Here is a 25,959-nt window from a genome sequence, read left to right as displayed (position 1 = left end):
AAAAATATTTTTCTTAATTATTTCTCTAATTCCAAACTCGCAAGGATGAATGGTCCAGTTCCTTTTGGATCGTTGGAACGGATTTCTTCGTTGACGTAATATTCGTAAGTTCCGCTTCTGTAAGGCGTTCCGCCTAAACCTGCAACTGCACAGTTTTGATTTAAATTAACTGTTCCATCTTTTTCTACAGAGATTAGATTTTTGATGATTCCGTCATAACCTTTCTTTGCAATGGTTTTGTAAGAAGTTGGCAAGTAGCCTTTTCTTGCACCTTTCGCAAATGTGTAAACGAACATAGACGATGCTGAAGCTTCAAGGTAATTTCCTTTTTCGCCACCTTTGTCTAATACTTGATACCAAAGACCCGTTTTCGAATCCTGAACTTTTACCAAAGCTTCGGAATAGGAATTAAGGTAAGAAATCAATCTTGCTCTTTCGGGATGATTTTGCGGAAGGAAATCCAAAACATCTACGATGGCCATTCCGTACCAACCCATTGCTCTACCCCAGAAATTAGGAGAAAGTCCGGTTTGCTTGTCTGCCCAAGCTTGCTCTTTGCTCTCGTCCCAACCGTGGTACAACAATCCTGTTTTTGGATCTTTCAAATGTTTTTGAATCAAATCAAATTGGTTGACAATATCGTCGTAGGCTTTGTTTGCAGAATCTCCTTTTTCAAACAATTGCGTATAGTTGGCGTAAAAAGGTTGCCCCATATACAATCCGTCTAACCACATTTGACTTGGATAAATTTTCTTGTGCCAGAAACCGCCTTCGGAAGTTCTTGGATGATCGTTCAACTGAGATCTCAATAATTGTAAAGCTTTCAGATATTTGTCTTGTTTGTCAACAGAATATAGATACAGCAACATATTGCCAGAGTTCAGCATATCGATATTGTACTTTTTGATGTCGTATGTTTTGATGCTTCCGTCGGCATTTACCATCTCGTCTGCGTAACCTTTGATATAATCAAAATATTCTTTTTTACCCGTTTTTTTGTACACTTCTTCTGCGCCTTTCAAAACCAAACCGTTTGGATAACTCCATTTTGGTGCTTTGAAAAAGTCCAGCATCCAAGCTTCCGGGAAACGTTTCATTTCGGAAAGCAACATTCTTTCGGACCATTTTAGGTTTGTGGGAATCGCTTTTCCAGTTGAAGTTTCGGTTGTAGCTTTTGATGTGGTTGCAGTTTTGGTTTGTGCGCAAGAAAGAAACATTCCTGAAGCCAAAGCCGTGATTGATAATATTTTAAGTGTTTGGAATTTCATAACTCTAATTTTTTTATTTTAATTAGCCTAGTCAAGGTTTTTCTAAGAATATTTATTTTCTCGCAGATTTTACTGATTTAGCAGATAATTTGCCTAATCATCAATTTACAACTTCCCTTCTTTGTCCAACAATTCTAACTTGCTGTCCAAATCTTTGTAAAAATCTGCTTCTGTTTTGATACCGTTTGGTTCCTGAGACCACGCGCCCAGAAAGTAATAGGACGCATTTTTATTCTTTTTGAAAACCACAACGTGCGTGGATTTTGTTTTCACATACTTATCAAAATTATCGATTGGATAAATAACTGCCATCCCAAGATTGTCTTCTTTTTTGGCTAAAGTTTGTTGTCCGTAAGTCGCGATGTACGCCCATTTTCCGTTTTTGCTAACGACTTGTTTGAACGGAATATCTTTAATAGCAACAATCCCAGTGCACAAACCAGAAATCGTATTGCTCAATTCCAAATCGACTTTTACGAAACGGTCTTTGTTGAAAATCGTGAGTTTGGATTGCAAATCTACCGCGTCGCCCCAAGTTTTCCAACCTTTATAATTGATTGTTGCGAAGGATTTATCGGCTTCGTTCGTCACTTTTACATCTGTATTTTTTACAATTTTGAAAGTTTCTACGAAGTCATTTTGCTCGTCATATCTTCCGTACGAACCAACACCAATTGTACGACCGGATTTCAAAATATCCTGTCCCCAAGGTGCATCGTGGTGGTAAGATTCGAAGCCATCTTGTCCTACTTCTGGTAAAACCAAAGTGGTCATTTTTTTACCGAAAATATCGGTGGCATTTCTCCAATCGAGGTACAATCTGTAGCCAACTTGGTTGTTTTCCAAACCGATTCCTTCGTATCTGATGTAAGAAGAATGGTCTGTATGTTCAGCTGGAATAGAAAGTTCTGTGATGTTTTTGAAAGTGCCACCAACGTATTTATTGCCTTCCCATTTTCCACCTTCCTTCACGGATAATTCAGCGTAAGTGAAAGGTTTGCTTCCGTTTTTTTTGATTTTCTGAATCACATCGGTTTGGGCTGAGCAGTTGATGAAACTGATCAGGATTCCTGAGTAGATGGATTTTAGAATGATGTTTTTCATTTTTAATATTTTTATTTTCCTCACCCCAACCCTCTCCAAAGGAGAGGGAGTTTTTTGGGCGACTATTAATTATTTTATTTTGAAATTCCAGTTGTCTTTTCCTGCAAGGATTTTTTTGATGGAATATTCTTTGGCTTCTTTTTTTGATAATTGATGAGACCAGGAAACTCTTTTTTCAGAGTTGGATCCGATTCCTTTGGAGTTATATTCTCCGTAGAAAGTGGTTTTCTCCGCATCGGGTTTGTTCCAATTGTGCCAACCTTCTGGCTTTATGACGTTGCTGATTTCTGTATTAATGAAAACTGTTTTCGCAAACGGTCGCCAAGGTCTGCCGAGATAAACGGATTGAGATTTTGCCTCGCCCGTGATTTTACAATCGATAAAAACAAAACCATATTTTTTGCCTTCCGGTGTTGAAGCGGCTGTGAGATAAGTTGCCGATTCTTTCGCATAAATCTCACAATTTTGGAAAACTGCCGTTGCCGCTCCGAAGATAAAATCCGTGGTTCCCTCGATGTAACAATTTTTGAAATAATGGCGAATGTCTTTCGTTTTTGAAGGATCGTCTTGCTGACCTTTCAAATATAATGTGTCCTGAAATCCAAGAAATCTACAGTTCTCAAAAATAGCTCTGTCGCCTGTAATTAAAACAGCAACAGCTTGTCCGACTTTGCCCGCGTCATTTTGGAATGTGAGATTCTTCGCAGAGAAATTATCAGAAAAAATAAAAATTGTAGAAGAACCTGTGGTACCGAATTCTTTTCCATCGGCATTTTTCTTTGAAGCGAAATCGTCATTAACAATAATTGTTTCTTTAAGACTTTCACCTTCAAAAGTGATTGGACCTTTGGTTGCCGGAACTGTGATTTTCTCTTTGTAAGTTCCTTTTTTAATAAAAATTTTTGTGGTAGTTTGAAGTCCGTTTCCAATTGCATCAATTGCTTCTTGTACTGTTTGGAAATCTCCAGAACCGTCTTTTGCGACTGTATAAATTTTTTCAGAATCACGATTGATAACGCTGAAAGAATTGATACTAATCAAAACGAAAACGAAAGAAAAAAACAATAAAAAGTTTTTGATTTTGGACTGCTTCATTTTTAATTTCTAATTTTTATTTTTCATTTGAAAGTTTCCTAAAAAACTTCATCTTTTTTAAATATACAAGTTTTCACCCCGTGCGGGATGAAAACCTGTAATATTTAACATTTAAATAATGTGATCTGAAATCTACAGACTGACATTAAATTATGTAGGGTTATTTTTTGATAATTTTTTTGGTCACTGTACCTTTATCTGTTGTGATAGTCACGATATAGTTTCCTGTATTCAGATTTCTTAAATCAACTGAATCACCTTTTACTTCTGTGATATTCTTAACTACATTTCCAGCAAAACTGTAAACTTTCACATTAAGAATTTTCTGTCCAGCTGTGTTGATTCTTAATACATCAGAAACTGGATTTGGATATACAGACACTTGAGCTTTGTTGATATCACTTGTCGCCATATTTGCATAAACCGTTTTGATGTAGAACAAATTCGTCGTATCACCTTTTGTGATAGCGTGAGTACCAGCTGGAACATTTGGAATTACAAGAACACCGTTTGTAGCCGTATAATTCTCACCATTAAACTTAATTTTTTTGCTAAAATCTGCATCAAAAACTAAAGTTAAAGTAGATTCTTCCGTAGTTGTATAACTGATGTTGGTAGAAGATTCTATTTTGATACGTCTTGTCAAAGTGTTTCCGTCGTAAGTTTGAGAACCATTTGTAGAATTCATATTTCCAGTAATTGAGTAGAAAGTACTCACTTTTTCTGAAGTTGTGAAGTTATGAATCTCACCACCACTTGCAGGAGGAGGCGTAGTTCCAACCGTCACAGATCCACTTATTGAGATTGACGCTCCAGATCCACCAGTTGTAGTTACTGAGTAAGCCGTACTTGCAGTTGGCGTTCCAGTGATAGTCGCTGTTTTAGCCGATGCATTTTTCGTTACAGTAAGTCCATTTGCAGGTAATCCTGTGATGGCAACGTCAGTCGCATCTCCACCCCAAGTAAACACGATTGGTGCAATTGCAACATTTTCTGCAACTGTTTGATCTTTGTTTCCAGAAGTATTTACCAATGTTTGGCTACTTGGCGCTTCTGCTTGGATGTAAACCAAAGAAGTTCCGTAACCAGTCAATAAAGCTTTAAGCGCTGGGATTACTGCATAAGATTTGTCATCTATAAGATTATCAAAAGCCCATTTGATGTCGCCACCTTGTACTCTACCAGCATAAACTTTAACTTTATCTCTAGCAACCGTTGGGTCTTCTACTACAAGATTTTTTACATAAAGATCTGCATCTGTATCAAAGTTGTTGTAAGTGTTAGCACCTCTGAAAGACTTAACCGTGTTTGGAACTTCCTCACCACGAGTTGTCGCCAAATAAGCATCAAAATCTACTGTTGAACTGATTTTTCCAGGAATATTGAATTCTGGATTAGGATCTCCATACGCCACAAAACGCATAGAATTTGTCGCGATATCTGTATCAATTACATTGTTGAATGCTTTGATCATTCCACCATTTTCACCAGAGAAAGTTCCTTGGTTGCCTGGATCGTTCATTTGTTTTGATGGACTCCAAACGTCTGTTCCCTGCATAGAGATCATCATTGGATTTTTAGAATTTCTGAAATAGTTGTTTTCTACAAAAAGAGAAGAACCCAAAGTAGAACCTGAACCGTATTTAGAAACGCCATCAAAATAATTGTTGTAAATGTGAGCTGAATAATAACGTACTCTTGGATGTCTAGAATCTGAATGATCGAACCAGTTGTGGTGATAAGTTACATACAATCCTGCATTAGAACCCTCGCTCAATCCTAGCAAACTTCCTTTTCCAGAATCCCAGAAGTGGTTGTAAGCATAAGTTGCGAAAGTAGTTCCTTTGTTGTCCAAGGCACCATCACCTTTGATTTGATCTGCGTCGCTACCAGCGTTTCCGTAGAACAAGTCGTTGTTGTGAGCCCAGATGTGCGTGTTGTTTTGTTGCATCCCGATATTGTCACCTTCACTACTGTCGCAGTTTAGGAAACCAAGATTGTTGATCTGGATATTGGTCGCATTTTTAACACGAATTCCCCATCCGTTTGCAGTAGCATCGTTTCCAACACCTTCTACAGTGATGTGGCTGTTTGTATTGTTTTTGTTTTCCAACACAATGTCTCCACCTTCCATAGTAGCGAAATCTGTGATATTCCCTACCAATCTGAAAATAAAAGGTCTGTTTTCGTACCCTTTTTTGATTCCAGAAATAATGTTTTGAAATCCAACATAATTTGTTGTGTTTCCTTTGTTATTTGTCACCACATCAAAAGTCACATTATTCTTGCTATTTTGAGTGATGTAAATAATAACCGCATTATCTTTAGGCGTTCCGTCTGCTTTGTAACCTCCAGGAACTCTTCCGTTTGCAAAAGCAAAACCGTTTCTGTCGTGAGGCAAAACTGTTAGTGTACTTGTAGTTGCTCCTGGCGCTTCTACACCACCAATTACTGGACTTACAGAGATTGTGTAAGAACCAGCTTTAAGTCCCAGAACATCTGCTCTGAAATACGAACCGTAACTACGGATCAAATAGTCATCAACCTTTTTGTTCACAACACCTTCACCGGAGTAGTAAACATTGTATCTGCCAGCACCTTCTACAGGTTGCCATTTTACGTAGGCAGTTTCTAGCCATCCACCCGACTCGCCGAGTGTCACAGATTGTCCCGTTACCTGCGTGAAAGCAAGCAATAGGAAAACATAAAGTAATTTAATTTTATTCATCTAATTATATTTAATGAGTTAATTGTTTCAGGTAAAAAATGTTTTAATTATTGTAATTAGTGTTTTCTTCTTCAGACCTTTTTCATTAACTAATTTTAAATAATAGCTCGAATATTTTTTTGATTAAAGACAACAAAGTCCTTAGAATCAGCTCTACCAGAGTATAAAACTCTGATAGAGTGAATCTTCAAAAAAAATTAAAAATATAAAAACTTAAAAATTCTATAGAATAGGAATGGGCTTCCTAGTAGCCGTAATCTTGTTTTAGATTATAGTTTGACAATATGATATCGTCATAGATTGGGAACAACTCTTTTCTGTTTGCTTCAAAATATTGAGCATAACCTTTCGCTGGACTGCTGATGTAATCTGCCGTAATAGCGACTCTCCAGTTTGCTTTCAGATAACCAGCTGGATCTGTGGATGGCGCAGGTGTGTAGAAAACATCTGCTTTGCTCACTCCTGCCGGAACATAATAATCCATTGCAGAAATTTGCGCTGCCGCAGATCTTGTTCTGTCGTAAGGCGTTATTTTATAATAGATAATGGAAGGAACATTCGCATATCTACCAGTTCCATTCTGTAATTCTGCAAGCTTTTGTTTTGTTTCAGCAATTTTGGTAGCCAAAAGGTTCCAACGAATTAAGTCATATTTTCTAAGACCTTCACCACCAAATTCTAGTAATCTTTCTTGAACGATGTAATTAAAGAATCCTGTTTTGTCTGTTGGTATAGTTCCCGCTTGCCCAATATTTCCTGCATAAGCACGGTTTCTAACTTGTTGAACTGCATTGACTGCTTCCGCAGAAGGTGAGCCATTCAACTCGTTGTCTGCTTCTGCAAACATTAGAAGGATATCAGAATATCTGATCATTGGCCAGTCAATCGCAAGATTTTGAGATGATCCGGTGATACTAGTCCAAGATTTTCTGAATTTTCCATCTGTAGATAAAACACCAGTTGTTGGAATGGCCTGATTACTTGCATTGATTTGAATTGAAGCGACAGTGATATCTCTTCTTCCATCAAACTTCCCGAACTCGTAGAAGTAAGTTGCAATGGCATTGATCCCACCACTACTTTGCCAAGACGAAGCATTGTCGTGTCTCATTCCGTTGTAGTAACCGATTTTACTATCTGTTCTGGAGTTACCTCCGAATGCACCCGCTGCATAGATTACCTCATTGGCTGCATCCTGTGTATTGTCGTGCAATGCTCTGAAAACTGCTTCGAAATTTGCATTGAGACCGTGTTGCCCAGATTGGATGATGTCTTTACACTCATCATAAGCGATTTTGTAATAAACCTGTGGATTGGAACCTTGAGTCATCAATCTTGGTTCTCTTCTAAGAGAATATCCAGCTCTTGCCAAAGCAATTCTGGCTCTTAATCCTTTCACAGCTGCTTTTGTAATTCTAGTGTTACTTCCACCAGCCTCTGATCTCCAAGGAACTAGTGCGGACGCAACTGAAAGATCCTCCAACACTTTATCATAAATAATATCTCTATCTGTTTTCGGAAGATAAACTGTTTCTAAATCAGAAGATGGTACCATTTGCATTGGAACATCGCCCCAGTTTTTGATCAAATCATAATAGAATTGCGCTCTTAAAGTGTAGGCTTCTCCTAGATATCTATCCATCAATTTTTTATCTGCTGCAGAACCCGTTTGATAAACTTGAGACAATGGAATATTTTTGATAGCAAGATTGGCTCTTTCTATTCCTGAATATAACTTAAGGAAAGGTCTGTTAAGATCTGGATTAGATGTACAAGCACCATAAGTACTTAGTCCTCTTCTGTCATTACAGTTGAAATCTCCTGAAGTTTTGAAATCATCTGCGGACTGCGGAAAATACAGATTCAGTCTTTGTCCGTAACCATCATCACCCATTACTTGATTGTAAACACCAATTAATGCTGTGAAGGTATCGGCTGTGCTATCAAATTGTTGTGTTTCGTTTGAATTGGAAATATTTTCTGCATCTAAAAAGTCATTACAAGAAGTAACTGTAGAAAAAGTAAGAGTACAACTTAATACTGCAATTAAAAGTCTATGTTTTTTCATTTTTTTTTGAATTAAAAAGTTATATCAACACCTGTTAGGAAAAATCTGCTACGCGGGAATGCTGCATAATCTACGTTTGGAGTAAGCGTACTTTTTCTTGTGCTTACCTCTGGGTCATATCCAGAATAACCGGTAATTGTAAATACATTATTTGCTGTTGCATAAAGTCTGAAGTTGGAAATTCCCAACATTTTCAAAGCATCTTTTGGCAATGTGTAACCAAGAGTCACGTTGTTTAGCCTCAAGAAAGATCCATCTTCGATTGCATAAGAATGCAAGAAATAGTTTCCTCCCGATGGTGTCCACATTGTGGTGTTGGCGTTCAGTGCGGCAAGTGCGGTTGGGTCTGTCACTTTTACGCCATCATCACCAAACCATCTCCATCTGTCTGCCATTTCTGCAAACATATTCTGATCTGTGTACTGGAATTTGGTTGTAAACTCCATTTTGTTGGCATTGTAAACTTTGTTCCCAACAGAGAAGTTGAAGAACAAACTCATATCAAAGTTTTTGTACTTGAAAGTCTGGTTGAAACCTCCATAAAACTTAGGTTGCGCATTTCCAAGAACGGTTTGATCTTTTGTATCGATGATTCCGTCTCCATTCACATCTCTCAATTTCAAATCTCCTGGTTGTGCCGCTCTGTTTCCTAAAGCAACGTTGGTTGTAGAAGGAATACCATCTTTCAGCTTGTAAGTATTGTTAGCAGCATTAAAATCAAAATCGCTGATCTCATATCTACCCTCTGTTACATACCCATAGAACATCCCAACTGGCTGACCCACTTGCACTTTGAAATCGAATAAGTTATTAACCCATCCTGAAGGAACTAGGTAATAATCTGTTCCAGACTCTGTCAAAGAGCCTAAACTTTTGATTACATTCTTGTTATGTGCAATGTTGAAGTCTGTTTTCCAAGAGAAATTTTCATTACTAACAATGATAGCTCCTAAAGCTAACTCCAAACCTTTGTTCTGAGTTTTCCCAGAGTTTTGATACTGGAATTCGTAACCTGAAGTCTGAGGAATTTTTGCTAACAATAATAAGTCTTTTGTATCTGTAACATATCCATCAATCGATCCATAAACTTTGTTATTAAACAATGAAAAATCAATACCTGCATTGCTAGAAACGGTTGCCTCCCATTTGATATTAGGATTTGCCATAATGTTTCCAGGCGCTGATCCAGTGATAATTCCTGTTCCTCCTGTGTAACCAAAATCTGTGGATGGACTGTAGAAAGTATCATAAAGGAATGGTGTAATTCTATCATTTCCAGACTGTCCGTAGCCCAAACGTAGTTTCAAATCATTTACGATTCTGGAATCTTTCAAGAAATCTTCTTCTGCAATTTTCCAAGCTAAGGACGCTGACGGGAAGTTTGCCCATCTGTTGTTTGGTCCAAAAGAATTGGATCCATCTCTTCTTACAGAGACTGTTGCGATGTACTTATTATTATAGATATAATTTGCTCTTGCGAAGAAAGATGCCAATCTACCAACTGTAGTTGTAGTGGAAGGTGCATCTTGGATCATCCCTGCAGGTGGCATTGCTAACTGGATGTTGGCGAAAGCCTGAGCTGGAGTCAAAGATGTTGGCAACCATTTTACGTTTAGGTTCAATCTGTTACCATCTGTCTGTACAATCTCCTGACCTAGCAAGAAGTCCATTTTGTGATTACCAATTTTCTTTTTGTAAGCCAAGGTATTGGTATTCGTAATTCTTCTCGTTTGCGTGTTAGTCAATTGTACCACAGACATATCTGCATTGGTTCTTGACAAATATGTTTTTGGACCCGAAAACTGCTGTAGTTCCTGATCATTTTGCACATAACCAATCACACTTTTGAAAGTCAAATCCTTAACAATGTTATAAGTAATAACACCATTCAAGAATAAGTTGTCTGTATTGTTGTATCTGATTTCGTTATTAGAAAGCAAAACCGGATTTACCAAGTTGGTTGCTGCGAAATCATCTGTATCAAACTCGTCTGAGCCTGCACCAGCATTCAATCCATTTTCGAAAGGTCTGTATCGGATGACATTTCTAAGTCTGTTTGTACTTTGAGATCCTGTAGAAGCTGTTCCTGCCCCATTGATGAAGGTTTGACTGTATCTTGCCGTCAATCCAACTTTTAATTTTTTGCTAATGTCAAAATCATACTTGAAATTGGCCATATTTCTTTTGAATCCGGAATTGATCATAATTCCATCCTCTTCCACGTGGTTCAAAGACAATGTGAATGCAGAAGTGGCAGTTCCACCAGAAATGTTCAAGTTGTGTGTGAAGTTGAACGCTTCTTTTCCGAAAACTTCCTCTTGCCAATCTCTAGTTTGTATCGTTCTATACTTTTCAATTCCTGCATCTGTAAGGAATCCATCCTCGTTGTATGTAGGCTGATAAGAACCGTAAAGAGTAACGAATTTGTCAATCTGATCCTGATAACCATCTTTGTTGTACAATTCGTATTGATATTGAACAAAATCGTACGGGCTCATCACGTCCAACTTTTTTGTTATGGTACGTACACCAGTATAACCGTTGTAATTTACAGATGTTTTGGTATTTTTTCTACCACTTTTTGTTGTGATTAGAACAACACCATTGGCACCTCTAGCTCCATAGATTGAAGTGGAAGAAGCATCTTTCAAAACCTCGATAGATTCGATTTCTTTAGGAGAGATCAAAGTCAATGCGTTGTCCATTTGGATTCCATCTACGATGTACAATGGCGCGTTGTCCTGCGTGATGGATGTTCCACCTCTTACTTTGATTTCCGGATCAGAACCAGGAGATCCTTCTCCGAAAGTCACCTGTACTCCGGCCATTCTACCTTGGATAGCTTCTGCAGCACTGTTTACAGGCATATCTGCCAACTGCTCACCTTTCACAGAAGCGATAGAATTGGTAACATCTTTTTTAGAAACCGTTGTGTATCCCACCAATACAACTTCGTCGATGGCATTTTCTTTATTAGAACCAGTTTTTGCCAGAACTATATTGTGAACCGTTTTTCCATTCACTGCTACTTCATCTTCCTCAAATCCTTTGGAACGGAAAACAAGAACAGCATTTTTAGGAACGTTTAATTCATATCTTCCAGCTTTGTCCGTCATTGTAGAAAACTTAGAATTTTTCACAGTGACTTCTACATTTTGCAATGGCTTACTTTGATCGGAAGTAATTTTTCCGGAAACCTTGATTAACTCTTGAGCCAATCCAAACGCAGGAAGTAAAAACACAGATGCAATCGTTGTTTTTATAAAAGCGCTTTGGATACCTAGTCTTAAACCACTCATAGATATTTTTAGTTTTATAATTAGTAATAATTTTTTTACTTATTTATAGTGTCGAAAATTTTAGTTCAAAAATGCAATCGATTGCACTTAATTTTTTTAAAGATTCTCAACTCGACTAAACTAAGATTATTTTTTAATTGACAAATAAAAAAAATACATTTTCTATTAACATTACCTTAATATCACAAAATAAAAAGAAAGAAATAATTACATAAACAATTATAAATCAATAATTTAAACTAAATATTAATTTTTCAATCTAATTTTTTAATTAACATATTTTAACAAATTCAACCATAGATTTCAACCATTAAATGCTAATTTGAATGTCAAACTATTTAACCAAAATTTAACTTAACATCCTCAATTTTGGAAAAATTAACATTTTTTTGTTTGAAAAATGACTTTTTAGTTCTAATAAAAACTGAGACTAATCAATAAAACAAAAATTATTCAACTATTTGATTTTCAATTAATTAAAATCAAATTGCAATCTTTGAAATTTTGGAATGTCACAAAGCAACAATTTGTGCAATATTGCACAAATTATGGGTTTAGAAGTGAATTAAGTTATTTTCTACAGTCCCTATAATGATGTTTGAAGCTCAATATTTTAACATAAATATTTAATTATCAGATATTTAAAAATTAAATCAAATTTTTGTTTCTCAGATGAAATTTATATTTATATTTACAAAAATTAATTATTGTTCCATAAATTGCGTTTAGTAATGCAATCGATTACACAGAATTAATTATTTGTTCATATATATAATACCAAATGACTCAATCAGAATTCCGATACGCGCATCATCCAAACGATGCCAAAAATTATACAACAGAAAAACTTAGAGAAGAATTTCTAATCAACAACTTGTTTCAGCCAAATCAAATCAAACTGGTTTACACAATGTATGACAGATTGATTGTTGGAGGAATTTTACCCATCGACAAAGCTCTGAAACTAGAAACTATCGATGAATTAAAAGCCGAAAACTTCTTAGACAGAAGGGAATTAGGAATCATCAATGTGGGTGGAAAAGGAAAAGTAACAGTGGACGGAACCGTTTACGAACTTGACAACAAAGAAGCATTATACATAGGAAAAGGAAACAAAGAAATCACTTTTGAAAGTATATCCGAAGAAAATGCCTATTTTTATATCAATTCTGCGCCAGCTCATCAATCTTTTCCAACTAAAAAGATTACAAAAAACGAAGCTGAAATTGTAGAATTAGGTGACATAAAATATGCAAATAGAAGAACTATCAACAAATTAATTGTGAACAGCGTTCTGGAAACTTGCCAACTTCAAATGGGAATGACGGAATTGCACGAAGGAAGCGTTTGGAACACAATGCCTTCTCACACACATACCAGAAGAATGGAAGCTTACTTCTACTTCGATCTGGAAGAAGGGCAAACTATTTCACATTTTATGGGACAACCAACAGAAACACGTCACATTTTCTTGAAAAACAGAGATGCAGTGATCTCTCCAGAATGGTCTATCCACTCTGGCGTTGGGACTTCCAACTACAGCTTTATTTGGGGAATGGCAGGAGAAAATATGGATTACGGCGATATGGATGCTGTAAAAACCGACGAATTAAAATAATTATGACAAATTTATTTGACTTAACAGGAAAAGTAGCTTTAATCACCGGTGGAACACACGGTCTTGGTTTGGCAATGGCAGAAGGTTTGGGATCAGCAGGTGCAGAACTTGTTGTTACCAGCACTACTCCATCGAAACTTGAGGAAGCTATCAAATATTATCAATCAAAAGGTTTCAAAGCCACAGGTTATATTTTTGATGTAACCGACGAGAAAATCGCTGCCGAAAAAGTAGCAGAAATTGAAGCAAATCACAAACAAATCGACATCCTTATTAATAATGCCGGAATCATCAAAAGAATTCCAGCTCTGGAAATGGAAATTTCCGATTTCCGAAAAGTAATTGATGTTGATTTAACGGGACCTTTCATTATGTCACAATTGGTGGCGAGAAATATGATCAAAAGAAGATCTGGTAAAATCATCAACATCTGTTCTATGATGAGCGAGTTGGGTCGTGACAACGTTGTGGCTTACGCTTCTGCAAAAGGCGGATTGAAAATGCTGACCAAAAATCTAGCGACAGAATGGGCAAAACATAACATCCAGGTAAACGGAATCGGTCCTGGATATTTTGCAACCTCTCAAACTGAACCAATCCGAGTTGACGGACATCCTTTCAACGAATTCATCATCAGCAGAACACCGGAAGGCCGTTGGGGAAATCCTGAAGATCTTGCTGGAACCGCAATTTTCTTAGCTTCTGAAGCAAGTCAATTCATCAACGGACAAATCATTTACGTAGATGGCGGAATCTTAGCAACCATCGGAAAACCATCCAACGAATAAGAAAAATTTATTTAAAATCTAATATATAAAGTTGGTCTTCTGACTTCTGACCTCCAACTTCTAACTTTAATATTATGAGCACAAAACCATTTATCACAGATACATTTTTATTACAAAATAAATTCGCTGAAGAATTGTATTTCAAATTTGCTGAGAAACAACCAATCATCGATTATCACAACCATTTGCCTCCAAAAGAGATTGCCGAAAACCGTCAGTTTGAGAATATTTCTCAAGTGTGGATTGGTGGCGACCATTACAAATGGAGAGCGATGAGAACGATGGGCGTGAACGAAAAATTCATCACCGGAGATGCTTCTGACAAAGAAAAATTCTCAGCTTGGGCAAAAACAGTTCCGAATACTTTGAGAAATCCTTTGTTCCACTGGACACATTTGGAATTAGCAAGATATTTTGACGTTTACGATTTATTAAGCGAAAAAAATGCTGACGAAGTTTACGAAAATGTATCAGCTCAACTTCAAACACCAGAAAAATCTGTTCACGGCTTATTGAAAATGAGAAATGTGGAAACGGTTTGTACGACAGAAGATCCAATTGATACTTTGGAATATCATCAGACAATCAAACAAAATAATATCGGAATCACAGTTAGCACGGCTTTCCGTCCGGACAAAGCGATTTTGATTGACAATGAAGATTATAATTCTTACATCGATAAATTAGGTGAATCTGCAGGAATCGAAATTAATTCTTACAAGGATGTACAGGATGCGCTCCTTAAAAGGATTGAATACTTTCACGCCAACGGATGCAGATTGTGTGACCACGGATTGAATAACATTTCTTTTGAAACGTTCACAGATTCAGAAATCAATACAATTTTTGAAACTAAAAGAAAAGGCGAAACTTTAACGCCTCATCAGATTGAGCAATTCAAAACAGCGATTTTGTTGTTCTTGGGAGAAACTTATCATTCTTTAGGTTGGGTTCAGCAGTACCATTTGGGAGCGTTGAGAAACAACAATGCAAGAATGTTGAAAGTTCTTGGACCAGACACAGGTTGGGATTCTATCGGAGATTTTTCTCAAGCAGAAAAACTTTCAAAGTTCCTTAACACATTGGATTCTAAAGATAAATTAACAAAAACAATCCTTTATAATCTGAATCCTGCCGACAACGAAATTATGGCAACAATGATTGGAAATTTCAATGATGGGTCTGTAAAAGGAAAAGTACAATTTGGTTCCGGATGGTGGTTTCTGGACCAAAAAGACGGAATGGAAAAACAAATGAATGCACTTTCCAATATGGGATTGATTAGCACTTTCGTTGGAATGCTGACGGATTCCAGAAGTTTCCTCTCTTTCCCAAGACACGAATATTTCAGAAGAGTTTTGTGTAACTTGTTAGGAAAAGAAATTGCAACAGGAGAATTGCCAGAAGACTTGGATTTGGTAGGAAAAGTCGTTTCGGACATTTGTTATCAGAATGCAAAAGATTATTTCACTTTTTAGCAAAACCCGAAGGGTTAAACATCAGTAGCCGTAGGTGAAACCTATGGAGCGTGTTATTGAAAATTATGAAAACAAAACAAACACCACAAACATTCTACAAATCCGATTCCACAGAATGGGAAAAAATAGACGAATATATCGACAGACAAATTGTTGGCTACGACAATTCTGTAATGATGGTGAATGTTCGTTTCAAAAAAGGAGGCATTGGTTACGCGCATCAACATCCACACATTCAGGTAACTTACGTTTCTGAAGGAAGTTTTGAAGTTACCATTGGCGAAGAAAAGGCAACCTTGAAAAAAGGTGATTCATTTTTCGTACCTTCAAATATTATTCACGGTGTTGTCTGTCTCGAGGACGGAATTTTGGTTGATGTTTTCAGCCCACACAGAGAAGATTTTATAAAATAGAAATTCAAACCTTCAAGGTTTTAAAAACCTTGAAGGTTTAGCAAAAAATAATAAATTAAATGGGCAAAGTAGTAAGCTTTGGAGAAGTAATTATGCGATTGTCACCTGCCAACAACAGGATGATGAAGCAAAGCAACGAGATGGAATTCTTTTTCGGAGGTACAGAACTGAATGTTGCAGCATCGCTTGCGACAATGGGCTGTGACGTAAAACACGTAAGCGTTGTTTCTGACGATTTCGTTGGAGAATCAGCCGTTTCATCCATCAAAAGTTACGGAATTGATACGACTCATATTTCAAAAAATGAACATCCTTTGGGATTATATTTCTTGGAAGTTGGTTCATCTGTTCGTGCTTCCAGAATTGCTTACAACCGTCTCAATGGTTCTTTTGCTAACATCAACCCAAATCAAATCGATTGGGAAAAAGCTCTGGAAGGCGCAGATTATTTTCACTGGACAGGCATCTCTCCAGGAATATCAGAAAGTGCTTACATCGCTCTGAAGAAAGGTTTGCAAACTGCCAACGAAAAAGGAATCGAGATCACAGCAGATCCAGCTTACCGTTCAAACCTTTGGAAATACGGAAAAGAAGGTTTCGAAGTTTTGAAAGAATTGGTGTCCTACTCCACTATTTTCATCGGTGGCGTGAATGAAATCAACGAAATTATCGGAACAAATTTCTCTTCTGACAAAGAAAGTTTCATCGAAGCTTGTAAAGAATTTCAGAAACAAATGCCTTCCATCAAAAAGATATTTGACAAAGTAAGAGTTGGTGCCAGCGCAAGTACGCAGGAAACGCAAGGAAGAGCTTGGTCAAATGAAACTTACTTCGAATCTGAACCAATCGAAATCCTACAAGTTGTAGACAGAATCGGAACCGGAGATGCTTTCGCAGCAGGTTTGATCTATGGTTTATTAAACTTCGATGATGAAACCGCTCTTAAGTTTGGAAACGCCGCTTGCGCCATCAAACATACAGTTCCAGGCGATATCAACCATTGCAGTGCTTCCGATATTTTGGATGTGATGAATGGCGATAAAGGCGGAAGGATAAAGAGATAATTCAGAAAAAAATGATTATAGATACATTAGAAAACGCTTCTCAATATTTTTTGCTAAATCCATTATTTGAAAAAGCTTTCGAATATTTAAAAAACAAGAATTTAGATTCTTTGGAAATTGGCGTTACAGAGATTCAAGAAGGTCTTAGAATGATTGTTTTTGATGAAATGGCCAAGACAAAAGAAGAAAGTCTTTCAAAATTCGAATGTCATAATCAAAATATTGATATCCAAATTTGTCTTAAGGGAATAGAAAATATAGGTTGGAAACCAAGGCAAAAATGCACAAACCCAATCGGAGAATACAATGCAGAAAAAGATGTTCTTTTTTACAATGATAATCCGGATATGTTTTTCCAATTAAACGATAATCAGTTTGCTATTTTTTATCCAAATGATGTCCACGCACCAATGATTGGAGATGGCTTCATTAGAAAAATAGTTTTTAAAGTAAAAATCTAAGAAAAAATGACAAAGATTCAATTAGTTACCAATGCAATCATCAACCAAGGTCTTTTGCCTTTGTACTACAACGCAGACGAAACGGTAACTCTCGACATACTGAAAGCACTTTACAAAGCCGGAATCCGCGCTGTAGAATATACAAGCAGAGGCGAATTTGCATTGAGCAACTTTACCAAAATGGTAGAACTTAGAAATGCAGAAATGCCAGGAATGCTTCTGGGAATTGGAACCATAAAGAATCTGAAGCAAGCGGAAGAATACGAAAAAGCTGGCGCAGATTTCTTTATCAGTCCAGGATTTGTACCGGAAGTTGCAGAATTTTTGATCTCCAAACATTTGCTTTACAGCCCGGGTTGTATGACACCAACGGAAATCATCACGGCGGAAGCTGCAGGCGTGACTTTCGTAAAATTATTCCCAGGAAATGCTTTAGGAGCTGGATTTATGAGCGCGATAAAAGACGTGTTCCCAAACCTTAAATTTATGCCAACTGGTGGTGTTGACACAACCAAAGAAAGCATCGAAAGCTGGTTCAACGCAGGCGTTTCTGCTGTTGGAATGGGAAGCAAATTGGTAAGTAAAGAACTGATGGCATCAAAAGATTATGCAACAATTGAAAACGAAACTAAAGAAGTTTTAGAGATTATCAAATCAATAAAAGCTTCTTAAAATAAAAACACAAACCAAATCATTTTTAATATGAATCAACCTACAACTACAAAACCGACCACTTTCAGATGGACCATCGTTGGTTTGCTTTTCTTGGCAACCACGGTCAACTATCTGGACAGGCAAGTTCTATCTTTGACTTGGAAAGATTTTATTGCACCAGAATTCCATTGGGACAATAATGATTATGGTAACATCACCGCATTGTTCTCGATTTTCTACGCTGCAAGTATGATTTTCGCAGGGAAATTTGTGGATTGGATGGATACTAAAAAAGGGTTTCTTTGGGCAATTGGAGTTTGGTCTGTAGGTGCAGTTTTACACGCATTTTGTGGGATTGCAACGTCCGGAATCATATTGGGCGATTGGTTTGTAGGTTTTGAGGGAGCAAAACATAACATTGCTACAGTTAAGGACGTTTCCAGAGTTATCAATGTGAGTGTTGCCTTGTTCATCTTTGCAAGATTGATTTTAGCAATTGGTGAAGCTGGAAACTTCCCTGCCGCCATCAAGACTACAGCAGAATATTTTCCTAAAAAAGACAGAGCTTTGGCGACCAGTATTTTCAACGCTGGGGCAACTGTTGGAGCGCTTGCGGCACCGATTTCTATTCCTTTCATTGCGAAAGCATTGGGTTGGGAAATGGCGTTTATCATCATTGGTGCTTTAGGATTTTTGTGGATGGGAATTTGGATTTTCTATTACAAAAAACCACACGAGCATCCAAAAGTGAATCAAGGTGAATTGGATTACATCAACCAAGATATCGATACTACGATAATAGAAGATTTGTCTCAGCCAAAAACAACTTTTACGTTGGCGCAATGTTTCAAATACAGACAGACTTGGGCTTTTGTCTTTGGTAAATTTATGACAGACGGCGTTTGGTGGTTCTACCTTTTCTGGACACCGGCTTACCTAAGTTCAGTTTACGGAATGGACAGTACGCAGAGTGCATTTCCATTGTTCGTACTTTATATGATTACTTTGGTATCCATCGTTGGTGGTTGGCTTCCGACCTACTTTGTAGAAAAGAAAGGAATGAACCCGTATTCTGGTCGTATGAAAGCGATGTTGATCTTCGCATTCTTCCCATTGTTGGCATTATTAGCACAATCTACAGGTAAAATCTCTTACTGGTTCCCTGTATTGATTATTGGTATTGCAGGTGCGGCGCATCAGGCTTGGTCAGCAAACATCTTCTCCACCGTTGGTGATATGTTTCCAAAAAAAGCCATCGCAACCATCACAGGAATTGGTGGATTAGCTGGCGGAATTGGTTCTACAATTATCAATAAAAGTTCTGGTCTATTGTTCGATTATTCGCACAAAGCTTGGACAACTGTAGATGGCGTTCCACTTTTGGAAAAATTTCCTCAGTATGCAGAACAACGTTTGCCGGAAGGTTTTTTTGAACAATTAGAAAAATCCGGCGCCGTGGTTATAGACGGTATCGACAAAGGATATATGATTATTTTCTCATTCTGTGCTGTCGCTTATTTGATTGCGTGGTTTGTAATGAAATCATTGGTTCCGACTTATAAAATTATTAAAGAATAAAGAAAATGGAATATCAGACAAAACAAAAACTTAGCCGTGAAAACGCCGCTTTGACGGAGAAACTACCGATAAAATTTTTACAATTTGGAGAAGGAAACTTCTTGCGTGCCTTTGTTGATTATTTGATTGACAAGATGAACAAAGAAGCTGGTTTCAATGCTGGTGTTGCGGTTGTTCAGCCAACTCAAGGTGGACTTGTTGATATGCTGGAAGAGCAAAATAATCTTTACACGCTTTTCGTGAGAGGTGTGAAGAAAGGTCAAATTGTGGACGATCAAAGCGTGATTTCCGCCATCCAAAGATCATTAAGTCCTTACGAAAATTATCAAGAATATCTTGATTTGGCGAAAGGCGAAGATCTTGAGTTTATCTTATCAAACACCACTGAAGCTGGAATTGCTTTTGACCCATCTGAAACAACGCTTGAAGCTGGACCGCACAAGAATTTCCCTGCAAAAGTGACTGCTTTCCTTTACGAAAGATTCAAACATTTCAATGGTGCTGAGGACAAAGGTCTTCACATCATTCCTTGCGAATTGATCGAGAATAATGGATTGACATTAAAAAAATATATTCTTCAATATGCTCAACTTTGGAATCTGGAAGAAGGTTTCTCTGCTTGGGTTGAGAACAGCAATTCTTTCCACAACACTTTGGTGGACAGAATCGTGCCTGGATATCCAAGAGAAGAAAAAGACGAATACGAAGCTAAATTTGATTATGATGATAGCTTAATGGTAGTTTGCGAAGCATTCTTACTTTGGGTGATCGAAGGTGATGACAAATTGAAAGCTAAGATTCCTTTTGATAAAATTGATGATCAGGTTTTGATCGTTGATGACATCACACCATACAGAACCAGAAAAGTAAGAATCCTGAACGGCGCTCACACAGCAATGTTGGCATTCTCTATCCTTGACGGTAAAGAAACTGTAAAAGAAGCAATCGATGCGGAATTCGCTGGAAAATTCATTTCTGATACAGTTTACAACGAAATCATCCCAACGCTTGACCTTTCAAAAGAAGAATTGACGGCTTTCGCTGAGGAAGTTTTTGATAGATTCAGAAATCCATTCTTGAAACACCAGCTTTCTAGCATTGCATTGAACTCAATTGCGAAATTCAAAGTGAGAGTGTTGCCAAGTTTGTTACAATATGTTGAAACTAAAAACGAATTGCCTACCAATTTGACTTTCGCTCTTGCAGCTTTGATCAGATTCTACCAAGGTGAATTCAACGGGAAGCAACTTCCAGTGATGGATGATGCGCCAGTGATTGCAAGATTCAACGAAATCTGGGCAAACAATGATCTTGGAGAAGTGGCAAAAGCAGCTTTGTCTGAAATCAGTTTCTGGGATCAGGATCTTACTGAAGTTCCAAGACTATTGGAATCTGTGACTAAAGCCCTTAGTGCAATCGATTGCAGTGGTATTGAGGAAGGTTATAAAAGTTTCGTTCAGTAATATTTTGATGATTAATCTGAGTTCTGTTTGGATTAAATATTAATAGAATTCTTATTACTATAAAAACGTTCAATCGTTGCAGCCCGGCCTGAGTGGAGCTCATTTTTTGCGTGCAATCAATTTCTATCGTAATGGAAATCGTCTGCAAAAAATAGCGGGAACGGAGGACGGAAAAGCTGCCCAAATTATTAAATGACAAACAATTAATTTTTAAAACACTTAAAAATTATGAAAAAAGTATTAAAAGTAAATCCAAAAGACAACGTTGTTGTAGCGCTGATGGATCTTTACGCTGGTGAATTCGTTGAATTAGACGGAATCACTTACCAAGTTTTAACGGATACAAAAGCTAAACATAAATTTGCTGGAGAACATTTTGAAGCTGGCGACCAAATTATCATGTATGGTGTTGTGGTTGGAAAAGCCAATCAAACCATCCAAAAGGGTGAAGTGATCACGACTGAAAATGTGAAACACCAAAGTGAACCGGTTTTCAAAAAAACTGGAGATCTTGGTTGGACGCCACCCAATGTTGATAAATGGAAAGACAAAACGTTCAATGGTTATCACCGCTCTGACGGACAAGTTGGTACCAAAAACGTGTGGCTATTTTTCCCATTGGTTTTTTGTGAAAACAAGAATATTGAGAAACTGAAAGACATTTTCGAAAACGAATTGTTGCCAAAAAAAGAAGTTTCCTACAAAAATTTCCTACGCTCTCTGATTGAAGAAAAAAGCGTGGCAGAAGTGGAAGATAAATCTCGAAATGAGAATCTTCTAGACAATATCGAGGTGAAATTCATCAATCACCAAGGTGGTTGTGGCGGAATCCGTCAAGATTCTGAATTGTTGGCAAAATTGCTAGCAGGCTATGTGAACAACCCGAATGTGGCTGGTGCAACGGTTTTGAGTTTAGGCTGTCAGAATCTTCAGGTTGATATTTTTCAAAATGCTTTGAAAGAAATGAGCCCGAATAGCGACAAAGAGATCTTGATCTTCGAGCAACAAAAAATCGGAACGACGGATCAAATGTTCCAAATGGTGATCAAAGATTCTTTCGAAGCCATCAAAAGAGCCAACAAAATCGAGCGTCAACCTGCGCCGGTTTCTAAAATCAGCATTGGTTTGGAATGTGGTGGATCTGATGGATTCTCAGGAATTTCTGCCAATCCAGCTTTGGGAATTGTTTCGGATATTTTCGCAGCATTGGGTGGAAAAACAATCTTGGCAGAATTCCCAGAATTGTGTGGAGTTGAGCAGGAATTAATGAACAGATGTGTGGACGAGGAAAAAGCAGATAAGTTTTTATCATTGATGAAAGCTTTCGAAAAATCCGTTGTGGATGCAGGTTCAGGGTTTGATATGAATCCATCGCCAGGAAACATCAAAGATGGTCTAATTACCGACGCCATGAAATCTGCAGGTGCTTCTAAAAAAGGTGGAACTGCGCCAATCGTCGATGTTTTGGATTACGGCGAATACATTTCAAAACCAGGTTTAAATCTATTGAACACACCAGGAAACGATGCAGAATGTACCACAGGATTGGTAGGATCTGGCGCAACAGTCGTTTTGTTTACCACAGGTTTAGGAAATCCGATGGGAAATCCAATCGCTCCGGTTGTGAAAATTTCTTCCAATACAGCGTTGATTAACAGAATGTCTGATATCATCGATGTGAATGCAGGAACCGTGATCACGGGCGAAAAAAGCATTCAGGAAGTTGGTGAGGAGATTGTAGATTATATTATCGAATTGGCAAGCGGTAACGTGGAAACGAAAGCAGACCAACTAAAACAGGATGTATTTATCCCTTGGAAACGAGGGGTTTCATTATAATTTTTTTGAATTTTAAGGTTTTAAAGTGCATTCTTTTTTGAGTGCACTTTTTTTTGAAAATCATCTTTATTTTCAAACTACATAAAGTTTTTTCCATTTGGTGACAGTATTTCTACTCAGATTAAAATGAGAGGCTAATTGGACATTATTAAGCCTATTTTTTTTCTGATAGTCCAAAATTTGCAAAATATCAGATCGTTGATAACTTCTGTGTTTTTGGTCAAAAGCTTGATTATCTTCATTCGATTTCCCAAATATTATTTTGTTGATTTCTAAAATATCGAGCACACTCAAATCACTTTTCCTTAGTATAGCCTCACATTCTTTTATTTTGTGAGGGAATCTTTTTTTAAGAATATCATTATATATTCTGAAGTAATTGGGTTTATTATTTTTCATTAATTTATAAAATAACTTATATAAAAATCATTAATACTTTAAATCAATTGATTTCTATGATTCTGTATTGAGGGTTTTGTCCTTCGTAGTAAAAAATATTTCTTCGTTCTTTCCACAGAAAATATTCAGTAATCACAATATCACATATTTTATTTTGATGAAAGACAAATGCTATTTCATCTCTGAAGACGCCAAGTCTATATTTGGTATAAAACCAGATTTCCTGATCTGATGCATCAGACGGACTCCCGAATATGATATAGATCTCTCCTCTGCTTTTGTTGAGATATTTATCAATTAAGACCTTTAACTTCTGTACTTTCGGATCCATTTGTATAAGGTTGTCTTGGGAATATTGTAGTGCTCTATTACCTCAAGTTTTGACATTTGCTCGGAATCTATCTGATCCAAAATAAAATCAATGACTTCCTTGGTGTAGATATTTTTGCGAAATACAGGTAAAACAGAACTTTTCTGCTCCTGCTCCGAAGAAGCCTTGGAAGGTGGAGAATATAAAATTAAATGTTGGGAATAGATGCGGAAAAAATCGTACTTCAGAAGTTTACTCCATCTTAATAAAACATCAGCATCCAGACTTTCTTTCTCATACATTTCATTGATTTCATCTTGTGTACACTGCATAAAATTGCAGATACGGAAATCATCCAACTTGTTCTCAAGAACAGATTGTTTAATTGTATTTCCGATATGGATTTTTTTAAAATTTGGGATTCCTTTTTCTGTGCTGGAAAGGGACATAATGGTTAATTAATTTTGTCCTACAAAAAAAAGAATGCTGATTGGTTTGACGAAAAAAACACATACCCAAATGATGCCCATTTTTCAAATTGACTAAAGATAATTGCTGACGAATGAGAAAAACATCACCTTTTTTAAGAAAAATCAAGATATTGGGTTTATATTCTGATATTTATGAAATGTTTTAATTTTCAAAAAAAATTCATAAAAACACTAGAGAAACGAATATTCTTGATATATGAAAAAATAAATTTCACTAATTCAAACAATTAAAATGTAAAAAAATAAGCCTATCTATGAATTAGCTATCAATTTGATTTCTGATCCACAGGACAAAATCATCTTTGGTTTCTATCACCAGACGTTTTCTCAGGTTGTACTTATTATTCTTAATTGTTTTGATAGCCTTGAAGGTATATTCCGCAATATCTTTTGTATTGAATCCTAGATAAATATATGCACTTAGTATAAGCTCGGAGTGTTTCAGATCCGGATTGATTGCCAACAATCTACCTCTGAACTCAGGATAAACTTCTTGAAATCTCGCCCAAAACTCTGGGCTATTGGTTTTTGCCAAATGGATGACCTCATCAAAAGATTCATTAACTTTTAGTTTCAATTCTTGAGTTTTCACTTCATTTTCAAAAATAATCTCTAGTTTTTCTATCCTATTGGATTTCGAAATTCTTTTTAATATAAGATAGACAGCCAGAAGAATAATAGCAAATAGAATGATAAGCAGATAAAGATAATTCTTTTCTTTTTTTTGATCCTGCTCTTCCTTTTCCCTTAAGATATGTTTGATCGGCGTGTCCTGAATCTTCTTATGTTCAAACGATAAACTATCATTGATTTTCGAATATTGTTCCAGATTTTTGTTTGCATTGCTTTCGTCATTCACAGCTTTGTAAGCTTCAAAAAGCAACTTATGTGTGTCTTTGAGATCTTTTGGTTTATTTAATTCCTCGGAGATGGCCAGGGATTCCTCGTAATTTGAAATTGCTTTTTTGTAATCTTTCTTCTTATAATAATATCTGCCGTAGCTTCTCAGCAAAACAGACTTTTGAAAAATAGGAAATTTGCCTGTGCTGAACATCTCCTCTCCCCTTTTCAGATAGTATTTTGCAGAATCCAAATTCTCACGATGTACCGTAAAATACTTTGCAAGTCGCGATGCAGAATAAGTATCAGGATTTAATCTATGTGCATGATGAAGATCTTTGTAGAAAGCATCCAATTGATTTGTTTCTTCATATTGTACTCCTCTGATACTGTACAAGTATTGTAATAATGGTTTTCTGATTTTTGGTTCAGCGACGTTTTTTGACAGATCAATTGCTTTTGTAAAAGATTCAATAGATTTTTGGATAAAACCTAGTTCTACATAATTTCTGCCAAATTCTCCGTTGATCTTTGCTTCTATTTCTGCATCCTGAAGATCCCTATTTCCTTCCAACGCAAGTTCCAGATATTCAAAACTTTCTTTGACTCTGGAAAGATTAGAAAGGATATTACCGGTTTGAACGTAAGTTCTAAGTAATTCTTTTTTTTCACCAAAATTCTTTTTATCAGCAAGTAATTTTTTGCACAAAGCGAGTGCTCCATCAAGATTTCCTTCTTTTCTAAGTTCGAAAATCTTCAGGTTCAAAGAGTCTATTTCTTTCTTCGAATATTGTGAAGCTAGAAATAGTGGAAGACAGAGTAAAATGATTAAGAGATATTGACGCATAACTGTTTGAGATTAGGAAATTTCTTATTGGACTAGAAAATCATTCTTGGAAATTTTCCTTCAATACAACCGACTCCCATAATTACTTTAATGAAAGAATAGTTCCGAAAAACATTCATTATTTTTTTATAATGAGCAAGTTGATATTTTTCTT

Annotated in this window: 20 protein-coding genes; 10 read left to right on the top strand and 10 right to left on the bottom strand. The window is 36.7% G+C overall.

The genetic code is table 11. From position 1 onward, the window contains the following. Positions 1 to 17: 17 nt before the first annotated feature. From B0I22_RS15535 to B0I22_RS15510, 6 genes are all read right to left on the bottom strand, one after another. On the bottom strand, positions 18 to 1,268 hold the full coding sequence (locus tag B0I22_RS15535; protein ID WP_246022255.1) for a glycoside hydrolase family 88/105 protein: 1,251 nt from the start codon (positions 1,266 to 1,268) through the stop codon (positions 18 to 20). A 105-nt stretch (positions 1,269 to 1,373) separates the two neighbouring features. After that, positions 1,374 to 2,372 (bottom strand): DUF4861 family protein, encoded by a 999-nt coding sequence (locus B0I22_RS15530; protein WP_133946410.1) that lies wholly within the window; start codon positions 2,370 to 2,372, stop codon positions 1,374 to 1,376. 69 nt (positions 2,373 to 2,441) lie between these two features. Beyond that, complete coding sequence (locus B0I22_RS15525) at positions 2,442 to 3,467, bottom strand: pectinesterase family protein (protein WP_133946408.1); 1,026 nt, start codon at positions 3,465 to 3,467, stop codon at positions 2,442 to 2,444. 160 nt (positions 3,468 to 3,627) lie between these two features. Further along, positions 3,628 to 6,195: a pectate lyase family protein gene (locus B0I22_RS15520; RefSeq protein ID WP_133946406.1), complete on the bottom strand. Its 2,568-nt coding sequence runs from the start codon at positions 6,193 to 6,195 to the stop codon at positions 3,628 to 3,630. A gap of 244 nt (positions 6,196 to 6,439) precedes the next feature. After that, positions 6,440 to 8,263, bottom strand: coding sequence for a RagB/SusD family nutrient uptake outer membrane protein (locus B0I22_RS15515; RefSeq protein ID WP_133946404.1), 1,824 nt, complete (start codon positions 8,261 to 8,263; stop codon positions 6,440 to 6,442). Positions 8,264 to 8,274: 11 nt separating this feature from the next. Then, a complete protein-coding gene (locus B0I22_RS15510; RefSeq protein WP_133946403.1) occupies positions 8,275 to 11,562 on the bottom strand; it encodes a SusC/RagA family TonB-linked outer membrane protein in 3,288 nt (1,095 codons plus the stop codon). 781 nt (positions 11,563 to 12,343) lie between these two features. Between B0I22_RS15510 and kduI the strand changes: the two genes are divergently transcribed. The 10 genes from kduI to B0I22_RS15460 all read left to right on the top strand — a co-directional run bounded on the left by kduI (position 12,344) and on the right by B0I22_RS15460 (position 22,918). Then, entirely contained in the window at positions 12,344 to 13,180 is an 837-nt protein-coding gene (kduI, locus tag B0I22_RS15505; protein WP_133946401.1) for a 5-dehydro-4-deoxy-D-glucuronate isomerase, read from the top strand. Between the two features lie 2 nt (positions 13,181 to 13,182). Then, positions 13,183 to 13,968, top strand: a complete 786-nt coding sequence (locus B0I22_RS15500) for a gluconate 5-dehydrogenase (RefSeq protein WP_133946399.1) — start codon at positions 13,183 to 13,185, stop codon at positions 13,966 to 13,968. 74 nt (positions 13,969 to 14,042) lie between these two features. Next, entirely contained in the window at positions 14,043 to 15,446 is a 1,404-nt protein-coding gene (gene uxaC, locus B0I22_RS15495; RefSeq protein ID WP_133946397.1) for a glucuronate isomerase, read from the top strand. 65 nt (positions 15,447 to 15,511) lie between these two features. Continuing rightward, on the top strand, positions 15,512 to 15,859 hold the full coding sequence (locus B0I22_RS15490; protein ID WP_133946395.1) for a cupin domain-containing protein: 348 nt from the start codon (positions 15,512 to 15,514) through the stop codon (positions 15,857 to 15,859). A 59-nt stretch (positions 15,860 to 15,918) separates the two neighbouring features. Then, entirely contained in the window at positions 15,919 to 16,923 is a 1,005-nt protein-coding gene (locus B0I22_RS15485; protein ID WP_133946393.1) for a sugar kinase, read from the top strand. 11 nt (positions 16,924 to 16,934) lie between these two features. Beyond that, complete coding sequence (locus tag B0I22_RS15480; protein WP_133946391.1) at positions 16,935 to 17,384, top strand: NanQ anomerase/TabA/YiaL family protein; 450 nt, start codon at positions 16,935 to 16,937, stop codon at positions 17,382 to 17,384. A gap of 6 nt (positions 17,385 to 17,390) precedes the next feature. Then, a complete protein-coding gene (locus B0I22_RS15475) occupies positions 17,391 to 18,056 on the top strand; it encodes a beta/alpha barrel domain-containing protein (RefSeq protein WP_133946389.1) in 666 nt (221 codons plus the stop codon). Between the two features lie 30 nt (positions 18,057 to 18,086). Then, complete coding sequence (locus B0I22_RS15470) at positions 18,087 to 19,616, top strand: MFS transporter (protein WP_133946387.1); 1,530 nt, start codon at positions 18,087 to 18,089, stop codon at positions 19,614 to 19,616. A gap of 5 nt (positions 19,617 to 19,621) precedes the next feature. After that, on the top strand, positions 19,622 to 21,079 hold the full coding sequence (locus tag B0I22_RS15465; protein ID WP_133946385.1) for a tagaturonate reductase: 1,458 nt from the start codon (positions 19,622 to 19,624) through the stop codon (positions 21,077 to 21,079). Positions 21,080 to 21,307: 228 nt separating this feature from the next. Beyond that, positions 21,308 to 22,918 carry a UxaA family hydrolase gene (locus tag B0I22_RS15460; RefSeq protein ID WP_425459600.1) on the top strand — a complete coding sequence of 537 codons (1,611 nt, stop codon included), beginning with the start codon at positions 21,308 to 21,310 and terminating at the stop codon, positions 22,916 to 22,918. A 72-nt stretch (positions 22,919 to 22,990) separates the two neighbouring features. Here the strand turns inward: B0I22_RS15460 and B0I22_RS15455 are convergent, their stop codons facing one another. From B0I22_RS15455 to B0I22_RS15440, 4 genes are all read right to left on the bottom strand, one after another. Then, a complete protein-coding gene (locus B0I22_RS15455) occupies positions 22,991 to 23,317 on the bottom strand; it encodes a helix-turn-helix domain-containing protein (RefSeq protein WP_133946381.1) in 327 nt (108 codons plus the stop codon). 43 nt (positions 23,318 to 23,360) lie between these two features. After that, positions 23,361 to 23,648, bottom strand: a complete 288-nt coding sequence (locus B0I22_RS15450; RefSeq protein WP_133946379.1) for a hypothetical protein — start codon at positions 23,646 to 23,648, stop codon at positions 23,361 to 23,363. Then, entirely contained in the window at positions 23,624 to 24,076 is a 453-nt protein-coding gene (locus tag B0I22_RS15445; protein WP_133946377.1) for a transposase, read from the bottom strand. The genes B0I22_RS15450 and B0I22_RS15445 overlap by 25 nt, the downstream gene beginning before the upstream one ends. A 301-nt stretch (positions 24,077 to 24,377) precedes the next feature. Beyond that, entirely contained in the window at positions 24,378 to 25,805 is a 1,428-nt protein-coding gene (locus tag B0I22_RS15440) for a tetratricopeptide repeat protein (protein ID WP_133946375.1), read from the bottom strand. Between the last annotated feature and the right edge of the window lie 154 nt (positions 25,806 to 25,959).

Origin of the sequence: Epilithonimonas xixisoli, assembly GCF_004365655.1 — a bacterium.
GTDB lineage: Bacteria > Bacteroidota > Bacteroidia > Flavobacteriales > Weeksellaceae > Epilithonimonas > Epilithonimonas xixisoli.
The sequence above is the reverse complement of the archived record's forward strand: the minus strand, read 5'-3'. Positions and strand labels throughout refer to the sequence as shown.